At 74.1% G+C, this 16,424-nt stretch carries 14 protein-coding genes and 1 pseudogene; 5 read left to right on the top strand and 10 right to left on the bottom strand.

Annotation, left to right across the window (positions count from 1 at the left end; all coding sequences use genetic code 11):
* Window positions 1-5: 5 nt before the first annotated feature.
* On the bottom strand, window positions 6-503 hold the full coding sequence (locus ACIRST_RS18330; protein ID WP_350520925.1) for a MarR family transcriptional regulator: 498 nt from the start codon (window positions 501-503) through the stop codon (window positions 6-8).
* Window positions 504-614: 111 nt separating this feature from the next.
* Between ACIRST_RS18330 and ACIRST_RS18325 the strand changes: the two genes are divergently transcribed.
* From ACIRST_RS18325 to ACIRST_RS18315, 3 genes are all read left to right on the top strand, one after another.
* Window positions 615-1,535, top strand: coding sequence for an EamA family transporter (locus ACIRST_RS18325; RefSeq protein ID WP_350520926.1), 921 nt, complete (start codon window positions 615-617; stop codon window positions 1,533-1,535).
* A 170-nt stretch (window positions 1,536-1,705) separates the two neighbouring features.
* Window positions 1,706-2,347, top strand: coding sequence for an NAD(P)H-binding protein (locus ACIRST_RS18320; RefSeq protein WP_350520927.1), 642 nt, complete (start codon window positions 1,706-1,708; stop codon window positions 2,345-2,347).
* 154 nt (window positions 2,348-2,501) lie between these two features.
* Entirely contained in the window at window positions 2,502-4,118 is a 1,617-nt protein-coding gene (locus ACIRST_RS18315; protein WP_350520928.1) for an alpha/beta hydrolase, read from the top strand.
* 9 nt (window positions 4,119-4,127) lie between these two features.
* Here ACIRST_RS18315 and ACIRST_RS18310 read toward each other — a convergent pair whose 3' ends face one another.
* Window positions 4,128-4,454 (bottom strand): hypothetical protein, encoded by a 327-nt coding sequence (locus tag ACIRST_RS18310; protein WP_350520929.1) that lies wholly within the window; start codon window positions 4,452-4,454, stop codon window positions 4,128-4,130.
* Between the two features lie 17 nt (window positions 4,455-4,471).
* Window positions 4,472-4,882: a hypothetical protein gene (locus ACIRST_RS18305; protein ID WP_350520930.1), complete on the bottom strand. Its 411-nt coding sequence runs from the start codon at window positions 4,880-4,882 to the stop codon at window positions 4,472-4,474.
* A 567-nt stretch (window positions 4,883-5,449) separates the two neighbouring features.
* On the opposite strand from ACIRST_RS18305, the gene ACIRST_RS18300 reads away from it, so the two are divergent.
* A complete protein-coding gene (locus tag ACIRST_RS18300; protein WP_350520931.1) occupies window positions 5,450-6,874 on the top strand; it encodes a lytic transglycosylase domain-containing protein in 1,425 nt (474 codons plus the stop codon).
* A gap of 167 nt (window positions 6,875-7,041) precedes the next feature.
* Here the strand turns inward: ACIRST_RS18300 and ACIRST_RS18295 are convergent, their stop codons facing one another.
* From ACIRST_RS18295 to ACIRST_RS18265, 7 genes are all read right to left on the bottom strand, one after another.
* The gene (locus ACIRST_RS18295; protein ID WP_350520932.1) at window positions 7,042-7,629 is read right to left on the bottom strand and encodes a TerD family protein; all 588 of its coding nucleotides are present in this window, start codon (window positions 7,627-7,629) and stop codon (window positions 7,042-7,044) included.
* 217 nt (window positions 7,630-7,846) lie between these two features.
* Window positions 7,847-8,485, bottom strand: a complete 639-nt coding sequence (locus tag ACIRST_RS18290; protein WP_350520933.1) for a class I SAM-dependent methyltransferase — start codon at window positions 8,483-8,485, stop codon at window positions 7,847-7,849.
* Window positions 8,486-8,638: 153 nt separating this feature from the next.
* Window positions 8,639-9,412 (bottom strand): hypothetical protein, encoded by a 774-nt coding sequence (locus ACIRST_RS18285; RefSeq protein ID WP_350520934.1) that lies wholly within the window; start codon window positions 9,410-9,412, stop codon window positions 8,639-8,641.
* A 1,210-nt stretch (window positions 9,413-10,622) separates the two neighbouring features.
* On the bottom strand, window positions 10,623-12,029 hold the full coding sequence (locus ACIRST_RS18280) for a family 2B encapsulin nanocompartment shell protein (RefSeq protein WP_350520935.1): 1,407 nt from the start codon (window positions 12,027-12,029) through the stop codon (window positions 10,623-10,625).
* Between the two features lie 598 nt (window positions 12,030-12,627).
* Window positions 12,628-13,140 carry a hypothetical protein gene (locus tag ACIRST_RS18275; protein ID WP_402803113.1) on the bottom strand — a complete coding sequence of 171 codons (513 nt, stop codon included), beginning with the start codon at window positions 13,138-13,140 and terminating at the stop codon, window positions 12,628-12,630.
* Window positions 13,141-13,376: 236 nt separating this feature from the next.
* On the bottom strand, window positions 13,377-14,831 hold the full coding sequence (locus ACIRST_RS18270) for a PLP-dependent aminotransferase family protein (protein ID WP_402803112.1): 1,455 nt from the start codon (window positions 14,829-14,831) through the stop codon (window positions 13,377-13,379).
* Window positions 14,832-14,942: 111 nt separating this feature from the next.
* Entirely contained in the window at window positions 14,943-15,377 is a 435-nt protein-coding gene (locus tag ACIRST_RS18265; protein ID WP_350521077.1) for a universal stress protein, read from the bottom strand.
* Between the two features lie 657 nt (window positions 15,378-16,034).
* Between ACIRST_RS18265 and ACIRST_RS18260 the strand changes: the two are divergent.
* Window positions 16,035-16,421 (top strand): annotated as a pseudogene (locus ACIRST_RS18260) (transglycosylase family protein); the annotation flags it as partial.
* Between the last annotated feature and the right edge of the window lie 3 nt (window positions 16,422-16,424).

The following is a 16,424-nucleotide window of genomic DNA, read 5'->3' as shown; positions in this document are numbered from 1 at the left end:
ATCCGTCAGTCCGGGCTGTCCCCGAGGGTCGCCAGCAGGGTGCGCATGGCGTCGACCAGCGCGGCCGTCCGGGCGTCGTCCAGTCCCTCCAGGAGGCCGAACTCGGTGGCGAGGTGGTCGGGCAGGGCGCGGTCGATCAGGGCGTGGCCCTCGGGGGTGAGGGCGACCTCGCGGCTGCGGCCGTCCTGGTCGCTGCGGGTCCGGGTGACCAGGCCGCGGGCCTCCAGCCGGTCCAGGCGCTGGGTGATGGCGCCGGAGGTGACCATCGAGGACTGCATCAGGCCGGTGGGGGTGAGGCGGTAGGGCGGGCCGCTGCGCTTGAGGGTGGCGAGGACGTCGAAGGAGGCGGCGTCCAGGCCGTGTTCGGCGAAGGTGCGGTTGAGCGCCGCGTCCACCAGGCGGTACAGGCGCTTGAGCCGGCCGAACACCTCCATCGGGGAGACGTCGAGGTCGGGACGCTCGGCGGCCCACTGCGCGACTACGCGGTCCACATGATCTGCCACGGCACCAGGGTAGGCGATCGAACCCCGGTCCCTTAGCGGTGAGGTAACTGTGAGCCACGTCACCCACGGGCGACGGTGAAGAATGTCTTAGCGCTGAGATACATTGGCTTAGTGCTAAGACATCGCCTCGCCATCGTGCTGGTGACGGCCCTCGCCCCCGCCGTCTGGGGGACGACGTACCTCGTCACCACCGAGCTGCTGCCGCCCCACCGCCCCCTGCTCGCCGCCGTCATCCGCTGCCTGCCCGCCGGGCTGCTGCTGATCGCCCTCACCCGCCGACTGCCGAAGGGCAGCTGGTGGTGGCGCTCCCTGGTCCTCGGCGCGCTCAACATCGGAGCGTTCCAGGCCCTGCTCTTCATCGCCGCCTACCGCCTCCCCGGCGGCATCGCCGCCACCGTCGGCGCCGTCCAGCCGCTGCTGACCGCCGGCCTCTCGGCCGCCGTCCTCGGCGACCGGCTCACCCTGCGCACCGTGCTGTCCGGCATCGCGGGCGTGGCGGGCGTGAGCCTGCTGGTCCTGCGGGCCGGCGCCGAACTCGACGCGCTCGGGGTCACCGCCGCGCTCGGCGGCGCCGCGGTCATGGCCGCCGGCGTCGTGCTCTCCAAGCGCTGGGTGTCGCCCGCCCCGCTGCTCGCCACCACCGGCTGGCAGCTCACCGCCGGCGGCCTGCTGCTGGTACCGCTCACGCTGCTCACCGAAGGCGCGCCGCCGACCCACTACACCGCCGCCAACGTGCTCGGCTACGCCTACCTGTGCCTGATCGGCGCGGCCCTCACCTACGCGCTCTGGTTCCGCGGGCTCCGCTCGCTGCCGCCGACCTCGCTCTCCTTCCTCTCCCTGCTCAGCCCGGTGGTCGCGACCCTGATCGGCTGGCTGGCGCTCGGACAGAACCTCAGCCCGCTGCAGGCGCTCGGCGCCCTGGTCGTGCTCGGTTCGCTCGTCGTCGCCCAGACCCGGCGGCCCGGCGCCACCGCCGGGTCGACGCCGGTGGCCCGCTCGGCCGCCGCACCGCCGGTGCGCGAGAACGTCTGACCTTCCCGGTCGGAGTCCCGCGCCGGGGGATCCCCACCGGTGTCCCGGACCCCGCGCCCCCGAGCCGGCGTCCCGAGCCCCCGTTCCCGATCCCGCATCCCGCGTTCCCGAGCCCGCATCACGCATCCGGTCCGGCCCCCGGTCCGGCCCCCATCCGAGGAGAACTCCCCATGCGCATCACCGTGTTCGGCGCCACCGGAAACGTCGGCAGCCGGGTCGTGGCCGAGGCGATCGCCCGCGGCCACGAGGTCACCGCCGTCGTACGGGACCCGGCCAAGCCGCACGGCCTGCCCTCCGCCGTCACCCTCGCCGTCGCGGACGCCCGCAACCCCGAGGACGTCACCCGGGTGACCGCGGGGCAGGACGCGGTGATCACCGCCACCCGCCCGGTGCCCGGCAGCGAGCACGAACTGGCCGTCGCCACCGAGGGACTGCTGGCCGGCGTCGCCGGCACCGGCGTCCGACTGCTGGCCGTCGGCGGCGCGGGCAACCTCGTCGTCCCGGGCACCGACGGCACGACCCTCGTCGAGACCCCCGGCTTCCCCGCCGAGATCCGGCCGATCGCGCTGGCCTGCGGCGAGCAGTTCGACCTCTACCGCGCGGCCGACGCCGACGTCGACTGGACGTACCTCAGCCCGGCTGCGCTGCTCGAACCGGGCGTGCGCACCGGCCGGTTCCGGCTCGGCCGGGACGAGCTGCTGCTCGACGCCGACGGCAACTCGGCGATCTCCATGGAGGACCTCGCCGTCGCCCTCCTCGACGAGGTCGAGACGCCCGCCCACCGCCGCGCCCGGTTCACCGCCGCCTACTGACGGCCGGCGGCGGCCTCCACGGGGGTGGGGCCGCCGCCCGCCACCCCCGCCCGGAACTGGAGGCTTCCTCCGGGCGGGGGTGTAGCCAGCACCACCCCGAAGACGGCAGCACGGGTGATCGATCGTCAGGCCCGGCTCGGACAGGATCATTCCCGTGACGAACACCGCATCGACGAACCCCGCCCCGACCGCCGCCGCACCGGCCGCCACCGCCCCGGCCCGCACCACTCCGGCCGCCACCAGGCCCCGCACCCGCCGTGCCGCGCTGGCCATGGCCGCCGCCGTGCTGACCGGCCTCGCCGTTCCCGCCACCGCCAGTGCCGACACCGCCCGCGATCCGGGCGACGCCGACCCGGCACCCGCCCGCTACACCCACCAGACGCTGAACTGGCAGCCCTGCACCACGCAGCCCGCCCTGGACTGCGCCACCATGACCGCCCCGCGCGACTGGCACCACCCCGGTGTCGGGGCCGACCTCACCATCGCCGTCTCCCGGCACAAGGCGTCCGCCGACCCGGCCAAGCGCAAGGGCACCCTGCTGATGGCGGCCGGCGGCCCCGGCGGCTCGGGTCTGCTGCGCCCGGCCGGACTGGCCACGGCCGCCCCGGCCGTCGGCGCCGCGTACGACATCGTCGGTTTCGACCAGCGCGGGGTCGGCGCGAGCACCAAGGCCGTGTGCCAGACCCCGGAGGAGTTCCAGGAGTTCCTGGCCGGCGACTACCGCGACCAGTCCCCCGCCGCGGTCGACCACGTGATCGCCGAATCCACCAAGCTGGCCGCCGATTGCCAGGAGCGCAGCGGCGACCTGATCCCCTACCTCACCACCGAGCAGACCGCCCACGACATCGACCTGTTCCGCTCCCTGCTCGGCGAGCGCAAGCTCAGCTACTACGGCCCGTCCTACGCCACGATGATCGGCGCCTACTACGGGACGCTCTTCCCGCACCGGGTCGAGCGGATGGTGCTGGACAGCAACATCGGTTTCGACGGCACCTGGGAGAAGTTCCAGCTCGGCCAGCCGATGAGCTTCCAGCGCCGCTTCGACGAGGACTTCGTGCCCTGGCTGGCGGCCCAGGACGCCACGTACCACTGGGGCACCACGCCGGAGCAGGTGCGGGCGCACTGGGAGCAGCGGCGGGCCGCGCTGCACGACTCCCCCATCGTCGAGGGCTCGCTGACGATCGGCCCCAACCAGCTGGACAACATCGCGATCTCGGCGATCTACTCGGCGTCCCACTTCCCCGACCTCGCCCGCCTGTTGGCCGTCCTCGACAACTGGCAGACCACCGACGCCGCCACCCGGGCAGCGGTCGCGACCATGTTCAACAGCTACCTCAGCCCGGACTTCCTCGCCGAGTACTTCTCGGTGACCTGCAACGACACCGCGTGGACCAGGGACATGGACACCTGGGTGCGGCTCGGCGCCGAGAACACCGCCCGCTGGCCGCTGGTCGGCGCCCGGACGCTGGCCTTCAGCGCGGTCTGCGCCGCCTGGCCGGTCGCCCCGGCACCCAAGGTCAAGGTCACCGGTGCCCACCTGCCGACCACGCTGATGCTCAACTCGGTGCACGACCCGGCGACGTACTACGAGGCGGCCCTCGGCGCCCACCGCGCGCTGCGCGGCTCGAAGCTGGTCACCGTCACCGGGAACGGCGACCACGGCCAGTACCCCGGGACCAACTCCTGCGTCACCGACGTGGTCGAGCGCTACCTGCTGGACGACAAGGCGCCCGCGCACGACCTCACCTGCGCCTCGCCGCAGGCGGGTTGACGGCCCGGGTCAGTTCCGGGGCCTGGCGCCCAGCCGGGCGCGGAGCCAGCCGAGGCCGACGGCCATCGCGGCGAAGCCTCCGACGGCGAGCTTGATGCCGGCCTTGGCGACGAGCCAGCCGATCCCCGGGACGGCCCACCCCAGCCAGTGGAACACGGCCAGCAGCACCGCCGCACCGCACAGCGCGGCCAGGACGGTGACCGCGACGGCGGCGGCCCGCGAGAGCTCCTGCGGGCCGTCTGCGTCGGAGGCGGACACCGGAACCGAACTCGACGTCGCACCGTCCGTACCGTCGCCGGTCTCGTTCACCATGTCGTTCGTACCCCCCTCAGCCATGAGGTGATGATACGACTTCAGCGCCGGGCGTGGTGGGTGTCCCCGAGGTGCTCGCCGGTCTCGTCGTCGGGGAAGCTGACGGCCAGGGTGACGCGGTACTCGTGGACGTCGTCGCGGTGCCCCGGCACCCGGGCCCAGGCCAGCGAGTGCACCTCGGCGCCGGGGGCCTGACGGCACCAGGCGGCCGCCTCCTCCAGGGCGCGGGCGGCCGACAGTCCGGTGCACACCACGGCGGTGTACGCGGCGACCGCGACGTCCCCGCCGGAACGGCAGGTCCGCGACACGGCCCGGACGGCGGCGGCGGCCTGGGTCAGGTCACGGGCCAGGTCGTCCACCACCCGAGGGGGCGCCGGCAGGACGACTGCTCCCTCGGCGACGGTCTCCGGCAGGTTGGGGCTCACGGTCTGGACCTCCATCCGCATCATCACGCGGCACAGCATGCCGGGCGGTGATTCCTGGCATGCCCACTTTCACCAGAACGTCACCCGTCCAGGGGCGAGTTGGGAGGGCGCCCTGGTGTCCGGGGGCCCGTCCTGCTAGGGGAGGCCGACCGGGGCGCCGGACGTTCCGGCAGGTCAGGGAGGTCGGGGGCGGGCGCCGCCGGGGAGCCCGGAACACCGCGCACGTACCACCCCCGTGCTCCGAACCGCCGGTCCGGCGCCCGCGGCGTCCGTCCCACTGCCGTTGGGCCCTTGGTCAACTCCCGGTACCGGAAGGGGAGCTGCCGCCGGACGCGGGTGAAGCGACCGCCGGCCACGGGACCGCTCCGGAGTGCGGTCCGCGGCGTCGTCCGCAGGCCCGGGAGCGGCGCACCCCCGCTGAAGTGCCGAGTTAACCCCTCGGAGGGCCTCGGGCCGCCTCCCGGTCACCCTGTCCCTGTCAGATCGTCGTGATACTAATCGTGCGGTGGCGGGCCCCTTATCAGGTGGACGGGCACGATGACGACAGCTCAACCGTTCCGGGATCGTCCGGGCGGTGACGGGGAGGGGAATCGGATGACGGCGAGGTTCGGCAGCAGCCAGGGCGGGCGGAAGCTCCGGGTCGGCAAGCGGGTCACGGGGACGGCGGCGGCCTTCGCCGCGCTCGCCGCGCTGACCGGCTCTCAGGTGACGGGAATCGGGCTCGCCCCCGGCGCGGCCGCGGACACCGGCCCGACGAGCGGTGCCAGCGCCCCGGACGCCGACCACCAGGGCACCGGCTCGCCGTTCGGCACCCCCGCGCCCGGCACCGGCATTCCGGCCGACGGCGGCGGCACCCTCCAGCTCCCGCAGCCGCCCGGCACGCTGCCGGGCGCTCCTGACGCCGGCCTGTTCGCGGCCACCGGGCCCGCCCTGCCCGCCACGGTGCTCGCCGCCTACCGCCAGACCGAGGCCTCGCTGGCGCAGCGCTCCCCCGGCTGCCACCTGCCCTGGCAGCTGCTGGCGGCGATCGGCCAGGTCGAGTCCGGCCAGGCCAACGGCGGCCAGGTGGACGCCTCCGGCACGACGCTGACCCCGATCCTCGGCCCGGCGCTGGACGGCAACGGCTTCGCCGCGATAGCCGACACCGACGGCGGCCGCTACGACGGCGACTCCCGCTGGGACCGCGCCGTCGGACCGATGCAGTTCATCCCGTCCACCTGGGCCACCTCGGGCGTGGACGCCAACGGCGACGGCAAGGCCGACCCGAACAACATCTTCGACGCCGCCGAGGCCGCCGGGCGCTACCTGTGCGCGGGCGGCCGCGACCTCTCCGACCCGGCGCAGCTCGACCGCGCGGTGCTCAGCTACAACAACTCGGGCGAGTACCTGCGGACCGTCCGCAACTGGATGGCCCACTACGGCAGCGGCACGGTGACGACCGTCCCGAACAGCCCCGGATCCTCGATACCGTCGCCCTCGCTGCCCTCGCCGTTCCTCCCGGTCCTCGGCGGCCCGACGGTCGGCGGCGGATCGGGCTCCGGCGCGACCGGCACCGGCACGACGCCCGCCCCGGCTCCGACCCAGCAGCCGACCACGCCGACCACGCCGGTGACGCCCACCCAGGACCCGTCGCCGACGGCGCAGCCGACGCCCACCACGACGCCGACGCCCACCGGCTCGCCGTCGCCGACCGCGACGCCGACGCCCACCCCGACCGGCACCCCGACGGCGACGCCCACGGGCACCCCGACCGGCACGCCCACAGCCTGCCCGGACCCGACGGCCACCGCCACCCCGACCGGTACGCCCACGGGCACGCCCACCGGTACGCCGACGGCGACGCCCACCCCGACGGGTTCCCCGTCCCCCACCGCCACGCCCACGGGCACCCCGACGGCGACGCCGACCGGCCTCCCCGGCTGCCCGACCCCGGCGCCGACCGCGACGGGCACCCCGAGCGCGGCGCCCAGCACCACCCCCAGCGCCTCGTTCTCGCCCTCGGCGGCCCCGAAGAAGTGACCTGACGTGGTGACCTGACGACGTGCCCGACGGGGGCGCGGTTCCCGGTGCGGAACCGCGCCCCCGTCGCGTCCTGTCGTGTCCGGTTCGGTCGCGGCCGGCCTTGTCGCGTGTCCCGCCGGGCAGGTCGGGCGGGCGCACGGGTCGGGTGCGCGCCCGCGGGAGCATCAGAGGTGCTTGACCAGCTCCGGCATCAGGTCCTGGAAGGTCCGCCCGGTGGCGGGCTGGCCGATCGCGGTCATCTGCCAACCCGTCCCCGTGCGCTGCACCTTGGCCATGATCTGCGCGGTGTACGGGCCGCCGCCGGTGAGGGTGTAGCGCGCCAGCTCGGCGCCGGTGGTCTCGTCCACCAGCCGGCAGAAGGCCGCCTCGACCTCCTGGAAGGTCTGCCCGGTGAAGGAGTTGACGGTGAAGAGGATCTGGTCGACCTCGGCCGACACCGTCGACAGGTTGACCGTGATCGACTCGTCGTCGGTCGCGTTGCCGGAGCCGCCGACCAGGTTGTCCCCGCTGTGCCGCACCGAGCCGTCGTTGCTGGTGAGGTGCTGGAAGAAGACCACGTCGACCGGACGACCCTGGGCGAACAGCACCGCCGAGGCGTCCAGGTCGATCTCCCGGCCTGCGGCGAGCAGCTTGGCGAGGAAGCCCTTGCGTTCCGCCGCCTTCCAGCCCAGCCCCATCCGGACCAGGCTCAGCTGACCACCGCCCGGCTTCTCCAGGCTGATCTTCTGTCCCTTGGCCAGCGAAACGCTCATCGCGCCCTCCTCGTTCTGCCACCGCCGCGTGCCGCGAATCTACAGCACTGTAGAAAGTTTGTGATCATCCGACGGCGTCCTGGGAGCACCCCTACCCCGCACGCCCCCGCGCCTCACCCCCGGCAACGGTCCGTACACCGAGGAACCAGCGGCCAGAGGCGCCGTGTCCGGCATCCGGCACCCGGCGTCCGGTTCAGCCGCCGGGCCGGGAGCGCCGTCACCCGGCGCCGCGCTCCAGCCGCACCAGCGCGTCCACCGCGACGCCACCCGCACCCCCGCCCCTGTGCCCGGACCCGCCACCGACCGTACGGTGCACGCGCTCGGCGCGGACGGTGCGCAGTCCGAGGTCGGCGAGGTCCGCCAGGACGTCCTCCGGGGTGAAGAGCACGGCCGGGTCCTGCGGCCCGCCGACGCCCTCGGTGAGGTTGCTCAGGTCGTGCCCGACGACCAGCAGGGTGCCGCCGGGCGCGAGCGCGTCGGCGGCGCGGCGCAGCGCCGTGCGGCGGTCCCCGGCGGGCAGCTGGAGGTAGGCGACCAGGACGAGGTCGTAGCCGCCGACGGGGGCCTCGACGGCGCGGGCGTCGCCGTGGCGCCAGGTGAGCCGGTCGGCGACCTCGTCGGGCAGGTCGGCGGTGAGCCGTTCGGCCCGCTCCAGCGCGACGGCGGAGAAGTCCAGTCCGGTGACCTCCCAGCCCTGGGCGGCCAGCCAGATGGCGTTGCGGCCCTCGCCGGCGGCCAGGTCGAGGGCGTGGCCGGGGGTGCGGCCGGTCAGTTCGCGGACCACCCACTGGTTGGGTGCCGTGCCCCACACCAGCTCGCTCGCGGCGTAGCGGTCGTCCCAGTCCTGGCTGTCCATCGCGCGTCCTCCGTTCGGGGGCCTGCCGGTACGGGTCAACCTACCGGGCGGCCGCAACGGAGAGGGGGCGGGCGGACGGTCCGCGTGGGCCGTCCGTCCGCCCGGATTCTCCCGATGCCCGGGAGCACCGGGGCCGGCCCCTCCCGGAGGGGATCAGCCCTTGAGGTTCAGCGACGGGAAGAGGTCCTCGAACGGCTGGGTGGTCACCGAGACGCTGCGGGCGAACGGGTCGTCGAAGTCCCAGATCATGAACAGCAGGAAGGCGATCAGCACGCTGAAGCAGAGCGCCAGCGTCAACTCCCGTGGTGTGCGCCGGATCTGCAGGGCGAACAGCATGCCGACGGTCACCACCGCACCGCCGATCAGCCCGAACCAGACGATCCCCGGCATCGTCGAGCCGGCGTTCTGACCACGCGCCTGGCGGGCCTCGGAGGCCTGGCTGATCCGGTCCATGATCGGCTGGTAGGCCTGGGACTCCAGGTCGGAGGCCGGCGGCCGGGTGGCGACGTCGGTCTGCAGCTTCTGCAGCAACTGGTCGCCCTTCTCGGAGATCCCGCCGTTCTCGCGCATGTAGTCCCACTCGGTGTTCACCACGTACGTGACGTAGGCGTCCACGTCGGCCCGGATCTGGTCGCGGAACTCGACCGGGTAGACCACCGCCCGGTCGCTCACCTCGCGCAGGGACTGCGCCTCGCGGAACAGGTCGTCCTGGGCGACGCCGCGCGCCTCCCAGACGCCCGCGATGGCGAGGCCCAGGACGATCGCGTAGACCACCCCGATCATCATCGTGATGTACTCGATGACGTCCGGGGTCTCGTCGGCGTTCTCCTCTGCGGCGCCCACCCGGCGGTTCCTCAGCAGGACCACCGCCACCACGACGGCACAGGCCGACGCCATGGCGATGGTCAACGCCACCCACTCGGACATGGGAACTCCCTTCTCTGGCTTGGCTTGTGACGAAACGAAAAAGGTCTGGGGCAGGCCCGGGCCGACGGACGTCGCAGGATCGGACGGCGGGCGGCGGGGCCGCGACCGGTCAGGACCGGCCCGAACCGCCTCGGCCTCGGCCCTGGCCTCGACCCGGGCGGAGGGCCGCCGCCGCGAGCACACCGGGCACCATGATCAGCAGCAGCGTGGTGGTCATCGGGGCGCCGTGGTGGCGCTGCGGCATCGCCACCGGCAGCGCCGCCGGGGCGCGGAACGTCGGTCGCGGCGCGGGGGCCGGCCACGGCGCGCTCGGGCGTGCCGGGCTCGACGGGGCGGGGCTCGGGGCCGCCGGGGCCGGGGCCGCGGGAACGGCGGGCGGCGGCGGATCGGCAGGCGCGGGCGCGGGTGGCGGCGGCGCGGGGGGCGACGGCGGGGTCGGCGTCGGCGTGGGGGTGGGTGTCGCGGTCGGCGACGGCGTACGAGTCGGCGTGGGAGTGGGGGTCGGGGTACGCGTTGGCGTGGGAGTGGGGGTCGGGGTCGGGGTCGGCGTACGGGTCGGGGTCGGCGTGGGGGTCGGAGTCGGGGTCGGACACGGGTGGTGGTGGTGTCCGGCCGGGGGCTTGTGGTCGTCGTGGTGTCCGGTGCCGGCGTTCGGCGCGACGCTGACACCGACCTGGACGTCCACGCCCACCCCGACGCCCACGCTGCCGCCCGGCCCCACCGACACCGACACGTCGGTCCGGGTGCAGACGCAGGTGTCGACGGACGTGCCGTGCGAGTGCCCTCCGTGGCGTTCGGCCCCGGACGCGGTCGCGCCGGTGACCAGTGCGCACATCGCGACCACGCCGACCGAGGCACCGGCCAGCCGCGTCCACCGCCCGGAGGCCGCCGCCCCACCGCCGTGCAGCGGTATCCGTCGTAACTGCCGACGCTGGGACATGGGCTCCACACACCTCTCGGATCACCTGGGGACGGAACGGGCGGAACGCATCGGGACCGGACCGGTAGGGCTCCGGTCGACGGATCGCCGTAGGACCGGCGGAACGGCCGACAGCGGTCGCTCCCCGATCAGAAGTCGATCGGGCACGACCAGAAACGATCGGACGCGATCAGCCGGACGGCCCGCCTTCCGGGGGGCGGGCCGTCCGTCATCAGGTCAAACGATCATCGAGCCCGGCCGGTTACGGCCCGCGCCCGTTGTTGTGCGCGATCAGTGGCGACGGTGCGCGATCTCCACGTTCTCCAGCACGCCCACGGCGTCCGGCACCAGGATCGCGGTCGAGTAGTAGGCGCTGACCAGGTACGAGATGATCGCCTTCTCGTCGATCCCCATGAAGCGGACCGAGAGCGACGGCTGGTACTCGTCCGGGATGCCGGTCTGGTGCAGACCGATCACGCCCTGGTTGTCCTCACCGGTACGGATCACCAGGATCGAGCTCGTGTTCTCCTTGGTGATCGGGATCTTGTTGCACGGCAGGATCGGTACCCCGCGCCAGGCCGGCACCTGCTGCCCGCCGAGGTCGACGTGGGTGGGGTACAGGCCGCGGGCGTTGAACTCGCGGCCGATCGCGGCGATGGTCCGCGGGTGGGCCAGCAGGTAGTCGGGGTCACGGCGGCGGTTGAGCAGCTCGTCCAGGTCGTCCGGGGTGGGCGGGCCCGAGTGGGTCTGGATCCGCTGGTCGAAGTCGGCGTTGTTGAGCAGGCCGAACTCCGGGTTGTTGACGATCTCGTGCTCCTGCCGCTCGCGCAGGGCCTCGATGGTCAGCCGCAGCTGGTGCTCGGTCTGGTTCATCGGCTGGTTGTACAGGTCCGCGACCCGGGTGTGGATCTTCAGGACGGTCTGCGCGACGCTCAGCTCGTACTCGCGCGGCTTCAGCTCGTAGTCGACGAAGGCGCCGGGGAGCTCGAACTCGCCGTGGTGGCCGGCCGACATGGCGATCTCGGCCTCGCCGCGCTCGTTCTGGGCCTGCAGCGGCAGGGCCAGGAACGCCTGCAGGTGCTCCTGGAGGCTCGGCGCGTTGTCCCGGATGGCGACGAAGTCCGCCCGGGACAGGGTGAGGGCGACACCGGAGGTGGCGGTCTTGGCGGTGAAGTCCCAGGCGGCGTCCGGGTTCAGCAGCGCGTCGTCGCCGAAGCGGTCGCCGTCCGCGGCCACGCCGATCTCGGTCTCGTCACCGTACTTGCCGGTGCCCACCAGGTTGACCCTGCCGTGCGCGATCAGGAAGATCCGGTCGGCCGACTCGCCCTGGGTGGTGAGCACCTCGCCGGGGCCGAAGTCCCGCTGCTGGCAGCGGTCGGCGAGGGCGGTGAGCACGTCCTCGTCCTCGTAGCCGCGCAGCAGGGCCAGCTCGCCCAGCTCGGCCGGGATCACCCGGACCTGGGAGCCGGTCTTGATGAACTCCACCACGCCGTTGCCCACGGCGTAGGTGAGCCGGCGGTTGACCCGGTACGCGCCACCGGCGGCCTGCACCCAGGGGAGCACCTTGAGCAGCCAGCGGGAGGTGATCTCCTGCATCTGCGGTGCGGACTTGGTCGTGGTGGCAAGGTTGCGGGCAGCGGCCGTCGCAAGGCTCTGCTGCTTGACCTGCTCTGTCTCCGGGCTCGTGTCCACGGGCATCGGCAGGGTCTCCATTCCTGTGGTCGGGTCACGCGGCCAGGGCCATACGAACCGCCCTGGGGCACATGCCGTGACGGATCATCAGATCCGTAGACTGGTGGGGGCGTTGGCGAAGTATCGCGAGTGAGGCCACCGTCCGGCGGCGGCCCCTCCGGAACCCTAGATCACCAGGACCCGGCCGAGCCCGTACGGACGCCCAGTACCCCCCGATAGGGTGAATCTCGCGCGGTCCGCCCCCATCACGCCGAGGACCGGAGGAACATCCGTTCACCCCGGCGGTTCCCCGCTCTGCCAACGGCTCCCCCGTCCCGGCCACGCCCCCGCGGGCCGGCTCGGAGCCCACCGCCCGGCGTCAACCCGGCACACCGGTGGACCCGCTTCGGGGCGTCTGCGGCCGGTGCCGTACGGGGTCGAACCGAACCGCCCGGCCCACCGGGGCCGTCCGGGCGCCGGGCCCGCCACCGCCGTGCGGAAGAGCCCGTCAGGTGCCGGCACGGGGGAGGCCGGCACCTGACGGGGGTACGGGGATGCGCAGTGGGGTGCGCACCGGGGAGGGACGCCGGGGTCGGACGCCGGGGCCGGTCGGCGTCGCTCGTGATCAGGCGCAGGCGACCTGGGTGCCGGGGACGTCGACGATGCCCGAGTTGTTGTTCAGTCCTCCGTTGTACTCGTAGTACAGGTAGGAGTAGAAGTCGATCCGGGTGGCGTCACCGCAGGCCGAGTCGGGGGCGATGGCGTAGGTCACCGTGAAGGTGCTGCTCGCGCCCGGTCCGAGCGGCACGTCGTACCGGGCGATGCCGCCGTGGACGTTGTCGCTGCAGCCGTTGGTCTGGGTGCCGCAGGCCGTCTCGGTGAACCTGAGACCGGTCTCCAGGCTGGTCCCGTAGGTCTCCTGGACGCTCTGGTAGACGAACTGGATGGGGGTGTCGTACGGGTTGCTGAGCGTCAGGGTGAGCGTGAACTCGCCGCCGCGGACGGTCGCCTGCCGGTCGGAGACGACCGTGAGGGGCAGCGGGGAGTCGGCCCGGGCGGGAGCGGCGGAGAGGAGCAGACCGACGACGAGGGCCGGGCACGCGACGAGCGCGGCGCGGATCGGATGTGTTCTGCGCATGACCATGGAGCGTAGGCCGGGGCACCGCCGGGGTTGCCCGCCGCTGCCCGGTTCCGTACCGACGCAGGAGCGGCGAGCGGACGCGGCGGACCGGTCGGTCCGGTCACGGCCCCGCCCGGACGTCCGGGGGCCTATGCTTCGCGCCGCCCGGCCCGGCCGCCGTCCCGGTGCCCTGCCTCCCCACCGGTCCCCGGCGCCTCCGCTCCCCCGCCACCGGCCGCCGCCTCCGGCCCCGTTCAGGCCGACGGCGGCAGGATGTCGCAGAGCGCCGCGAGCGCCGCCGGGTAGGCGTGGTCGGGCGGAGTGGCGTAGCCGACCACCAGTCCGTCGACGACGGGCATGGCCGCCGGGGCGATCGCCGGGTGCCGGAAGTCCGCGAGGCCGTCGACGGCCAGGCCCCGGTAGGCGGCGGCCTTGAGCACCGAGCGCTCGGTGCCCGGCTCCAGCCGCAGCACGGCGTGCAGGCCGGCCGCGATGCCGGACACCTCGACGTGCGGGGCGCTCGCCGCCAACGCGGCCACCAGCTGGTCGCGGCGGTCGCGGTAGCGGCGGCGCATCCGGCGCACGTGCCGGTCGTAGCCGCCGGAGTCGATGAACTCGGCGAGGGTCAGCTGGTCCAGCGCGCTGGCCCAGCCCTCGCGTTCGCCCTTGGCGGCGAGCACCCGGTCGACCAGGTGGTCCGGCAGCACCATCCAGCCGAGGCGCAGCGCGGGGCTGAGGCTCTTGCTGGCGCTGCCGAGGTAGACCACCCGCTCGGGGTCGAGGCCCTGGACGGCGCCGACCGGCTGGCGGTCGTAGCGGAACTCGCCGTCGTAGTCGTCCTCCAGGACGAGCCCGCCGCGGCCGCGCGCCCAGTCGATCACCGCGGCGCGGCGGCCCGGGTGCAGCGGGCCGCCGGTGGGGAACTGGTGGGCGGGGGTGAGCAGGGCCGTACGGACGTCCCCGTGGTGCGCCAACTCGTCGACGCGGGCGCCCTGTTCGTCGATCGGCAAGGGGACGGCCGTCACCCCCGCGGTGGCCAGCAGCCCGCGGTGGAAGCCCAGTCCGTAGGCCTCGACGGCCAGCGGGCCGTTCTCGGCGGGCGGCAGGACGGGCCGCGCGCCATCGAAGAGCAGTCGTAGCGCGTGGGCGAAGCCGGAGCAGATCACGATCCGGTCCGGGTCGGTGCGCACCCCCCGGGCGCGGGCCAGGTAGTCGGCGAGGACGGTGCGCAGCTCGCGCCGACCGTGCGGATCGCCGGGCCCGAAGGCCTCGTTGGGCGCGGCGGTGAGGGCCCGGCGGGCGGCGGCCAGCCAGGCGGTGCGGGGGAAGGAGGCGGCGTCGGGCTGGCCCTGGCGCAGGTCGTGCCGGGGCCCGGGGCGGCGCGAGGGGCGGCGGGCCCGGGTGGCGGGGACGGGCTCGGCCCGTTCGGCGACGGCGGTGCCGGATCCCTGACGGGCGGTCAGCCAGCCCTCGGCGACGAGTTCGGCGTAGGCCTCGGCGGCCGTGTTGCGGGCGAGGCCGAGGTCGGCGGCGAGGGTCCGGTAGGGCGGCAGCCGGGTGCCGGGTGCCAGTCTGCCGCTGCGGATCGCCTCGCGCAGGGCCGTCATCAGCGCGGCGCGGCGGCCGCCGGTGGCGGGGAGGTCGAGGTGCAGGTCGCTGCCGGTCGGGTGGGCGGGCTCGGAGAGGTGCGTGCCCCGCGTGTCCGTCATGTTCACGCACCCTACCCGCCGCCCCGCTCCCGCCCTGCGGCCGGTCGGCCCGGGGCCCTCCGGCCCCCGTTCCACCGGGTCCGGAGCCACCGACGCCCGGCAGTTCCATGCCTAGGGGACGACGGTCACCGGCCAACGGCCCGCCTTCACCAGTCGGACGGCCACCGATCCGATCACCTTGTGCCCGGCCTGCTCGGAGACGCCGACCACCACGGCGTCGGCGCGCAGCTCGTCGGCGAGCTTGGCCAGCCCGCCGTACGCGTCGCCGCGCATGGTCAGGAACCGCCAGTCCACCTTCCACACCTCGCGCACCCGCAGCTCGGCCTCGCGCAGGGCGGTCAGCAGTTCCTCGGCGACCTCCTGGGTGGTCTCCTCCACCGCGGCCCCGGCCAGGGCGGTCGCGGCGGCGAGGATCGGCTGGATGTAGGCCACCGCGAGGACGGCGCCCTGCCGGCGGGCCAGTCCGGCGGCGTAGGCGGTGGCGCGCCAGGAGGAGTCGGAGCCGTCCAGCCCCGCCAGGATCACCTTGGGCCCGTCGGTCCCCAGCTCGAAGCCCTGCGGTGCGGCCGCGGCCTCGTGCTCCTCGGCTCCGAACGGTCCGGCCGATCCGAACGGTCCGGCCGATCCGGTCGGCCCGGTCGGCACCGCGGCCCCGCCCGTCCCTCCCGCACCGGCATCCGCAGCCCCCGCGCCCGCCGCACCCGCTGCATCGCTCTCTTTGCTCATGGCCACGAGGCTATGCGCGGCACCGTGCGTGAGCGCCGGGGGCACTCCGGGTGAGCCGTGTGGTGCGGGCCACCCGGGGCGGCGGCGGGCACGGCGGATCCGGCACCGGCGGCGGGCGGGCCGTCACGCGCTGTCGACGATGTGCGCGGCCTCACAGCACTTTCGCTGTGGCCCGGGCCACTTCACCGGGGGGTTTGATCTTGGAAATGGATGGAAATCGGGCGAAATCAGCACAATTCCTTGATCCTTACTTCCGGTAACAGGCCTCTGACGTGCCCAAACCTTCGAATCCTTGAATCGGCCCCGACCGGACCCGTAACTTCGAACCCGTTGCACCGAGCGATCCGCTCCGGACAGGCCTCACCGCCCGCCCGCCGAGCAGGAACGGTGCCGAACCACGCGAGTGACGTGTCCCCGAAACCACCGGCCTTCCGAGGGCCTGGTTCCGCGCGCTCGCAACCCTCCGAAAGGAAATCCATGACCTTCCGTAACGAGACCGCCGCTGCCACCACCACTGCCACCCCGAAGCGCCGCAACCGCGTCCGGATGGCTCTGATGGCCGGGGCGCTCACCGCCCTGCCCGTGGCCGGCCTCGTCACGGCCACCAGCGCCTCCGCCGCTCCGGCCGGCGTCTGGGACAAGGTCGCCGCCTGTGAGGCCACCGGCAACTGGGCCATCAACTCCGGCAACGGCTTCTACGGCGGCCTGCAGTTCACCTCCAGCACCTGGGCGGCCTTCGGCGGCACCTCCTTCGCCCCGCGCGCCGACCTGGCGACCAAGGACCAGCAGATCTCCATCGGCGAGAAGGTCCTCGCCGCCCAGGGCCCGGGCGCCTGGCCGATCTGCTCCGTCAAGGCCGGTCTGGGC

This window comes from Kitasatospora sp. NPDC101447 (assembly GCF_044767225.1).
Lineage (GTDB): Bacteria > Actinomycetota > Actinomycetes > Streptomycetales > Streptomycetaceae > Kitasatospora.
Note: the sequence above shows the minus strand (reverse complement) of the source record. Positions and strands in the feature narration are given on the sequence as shown.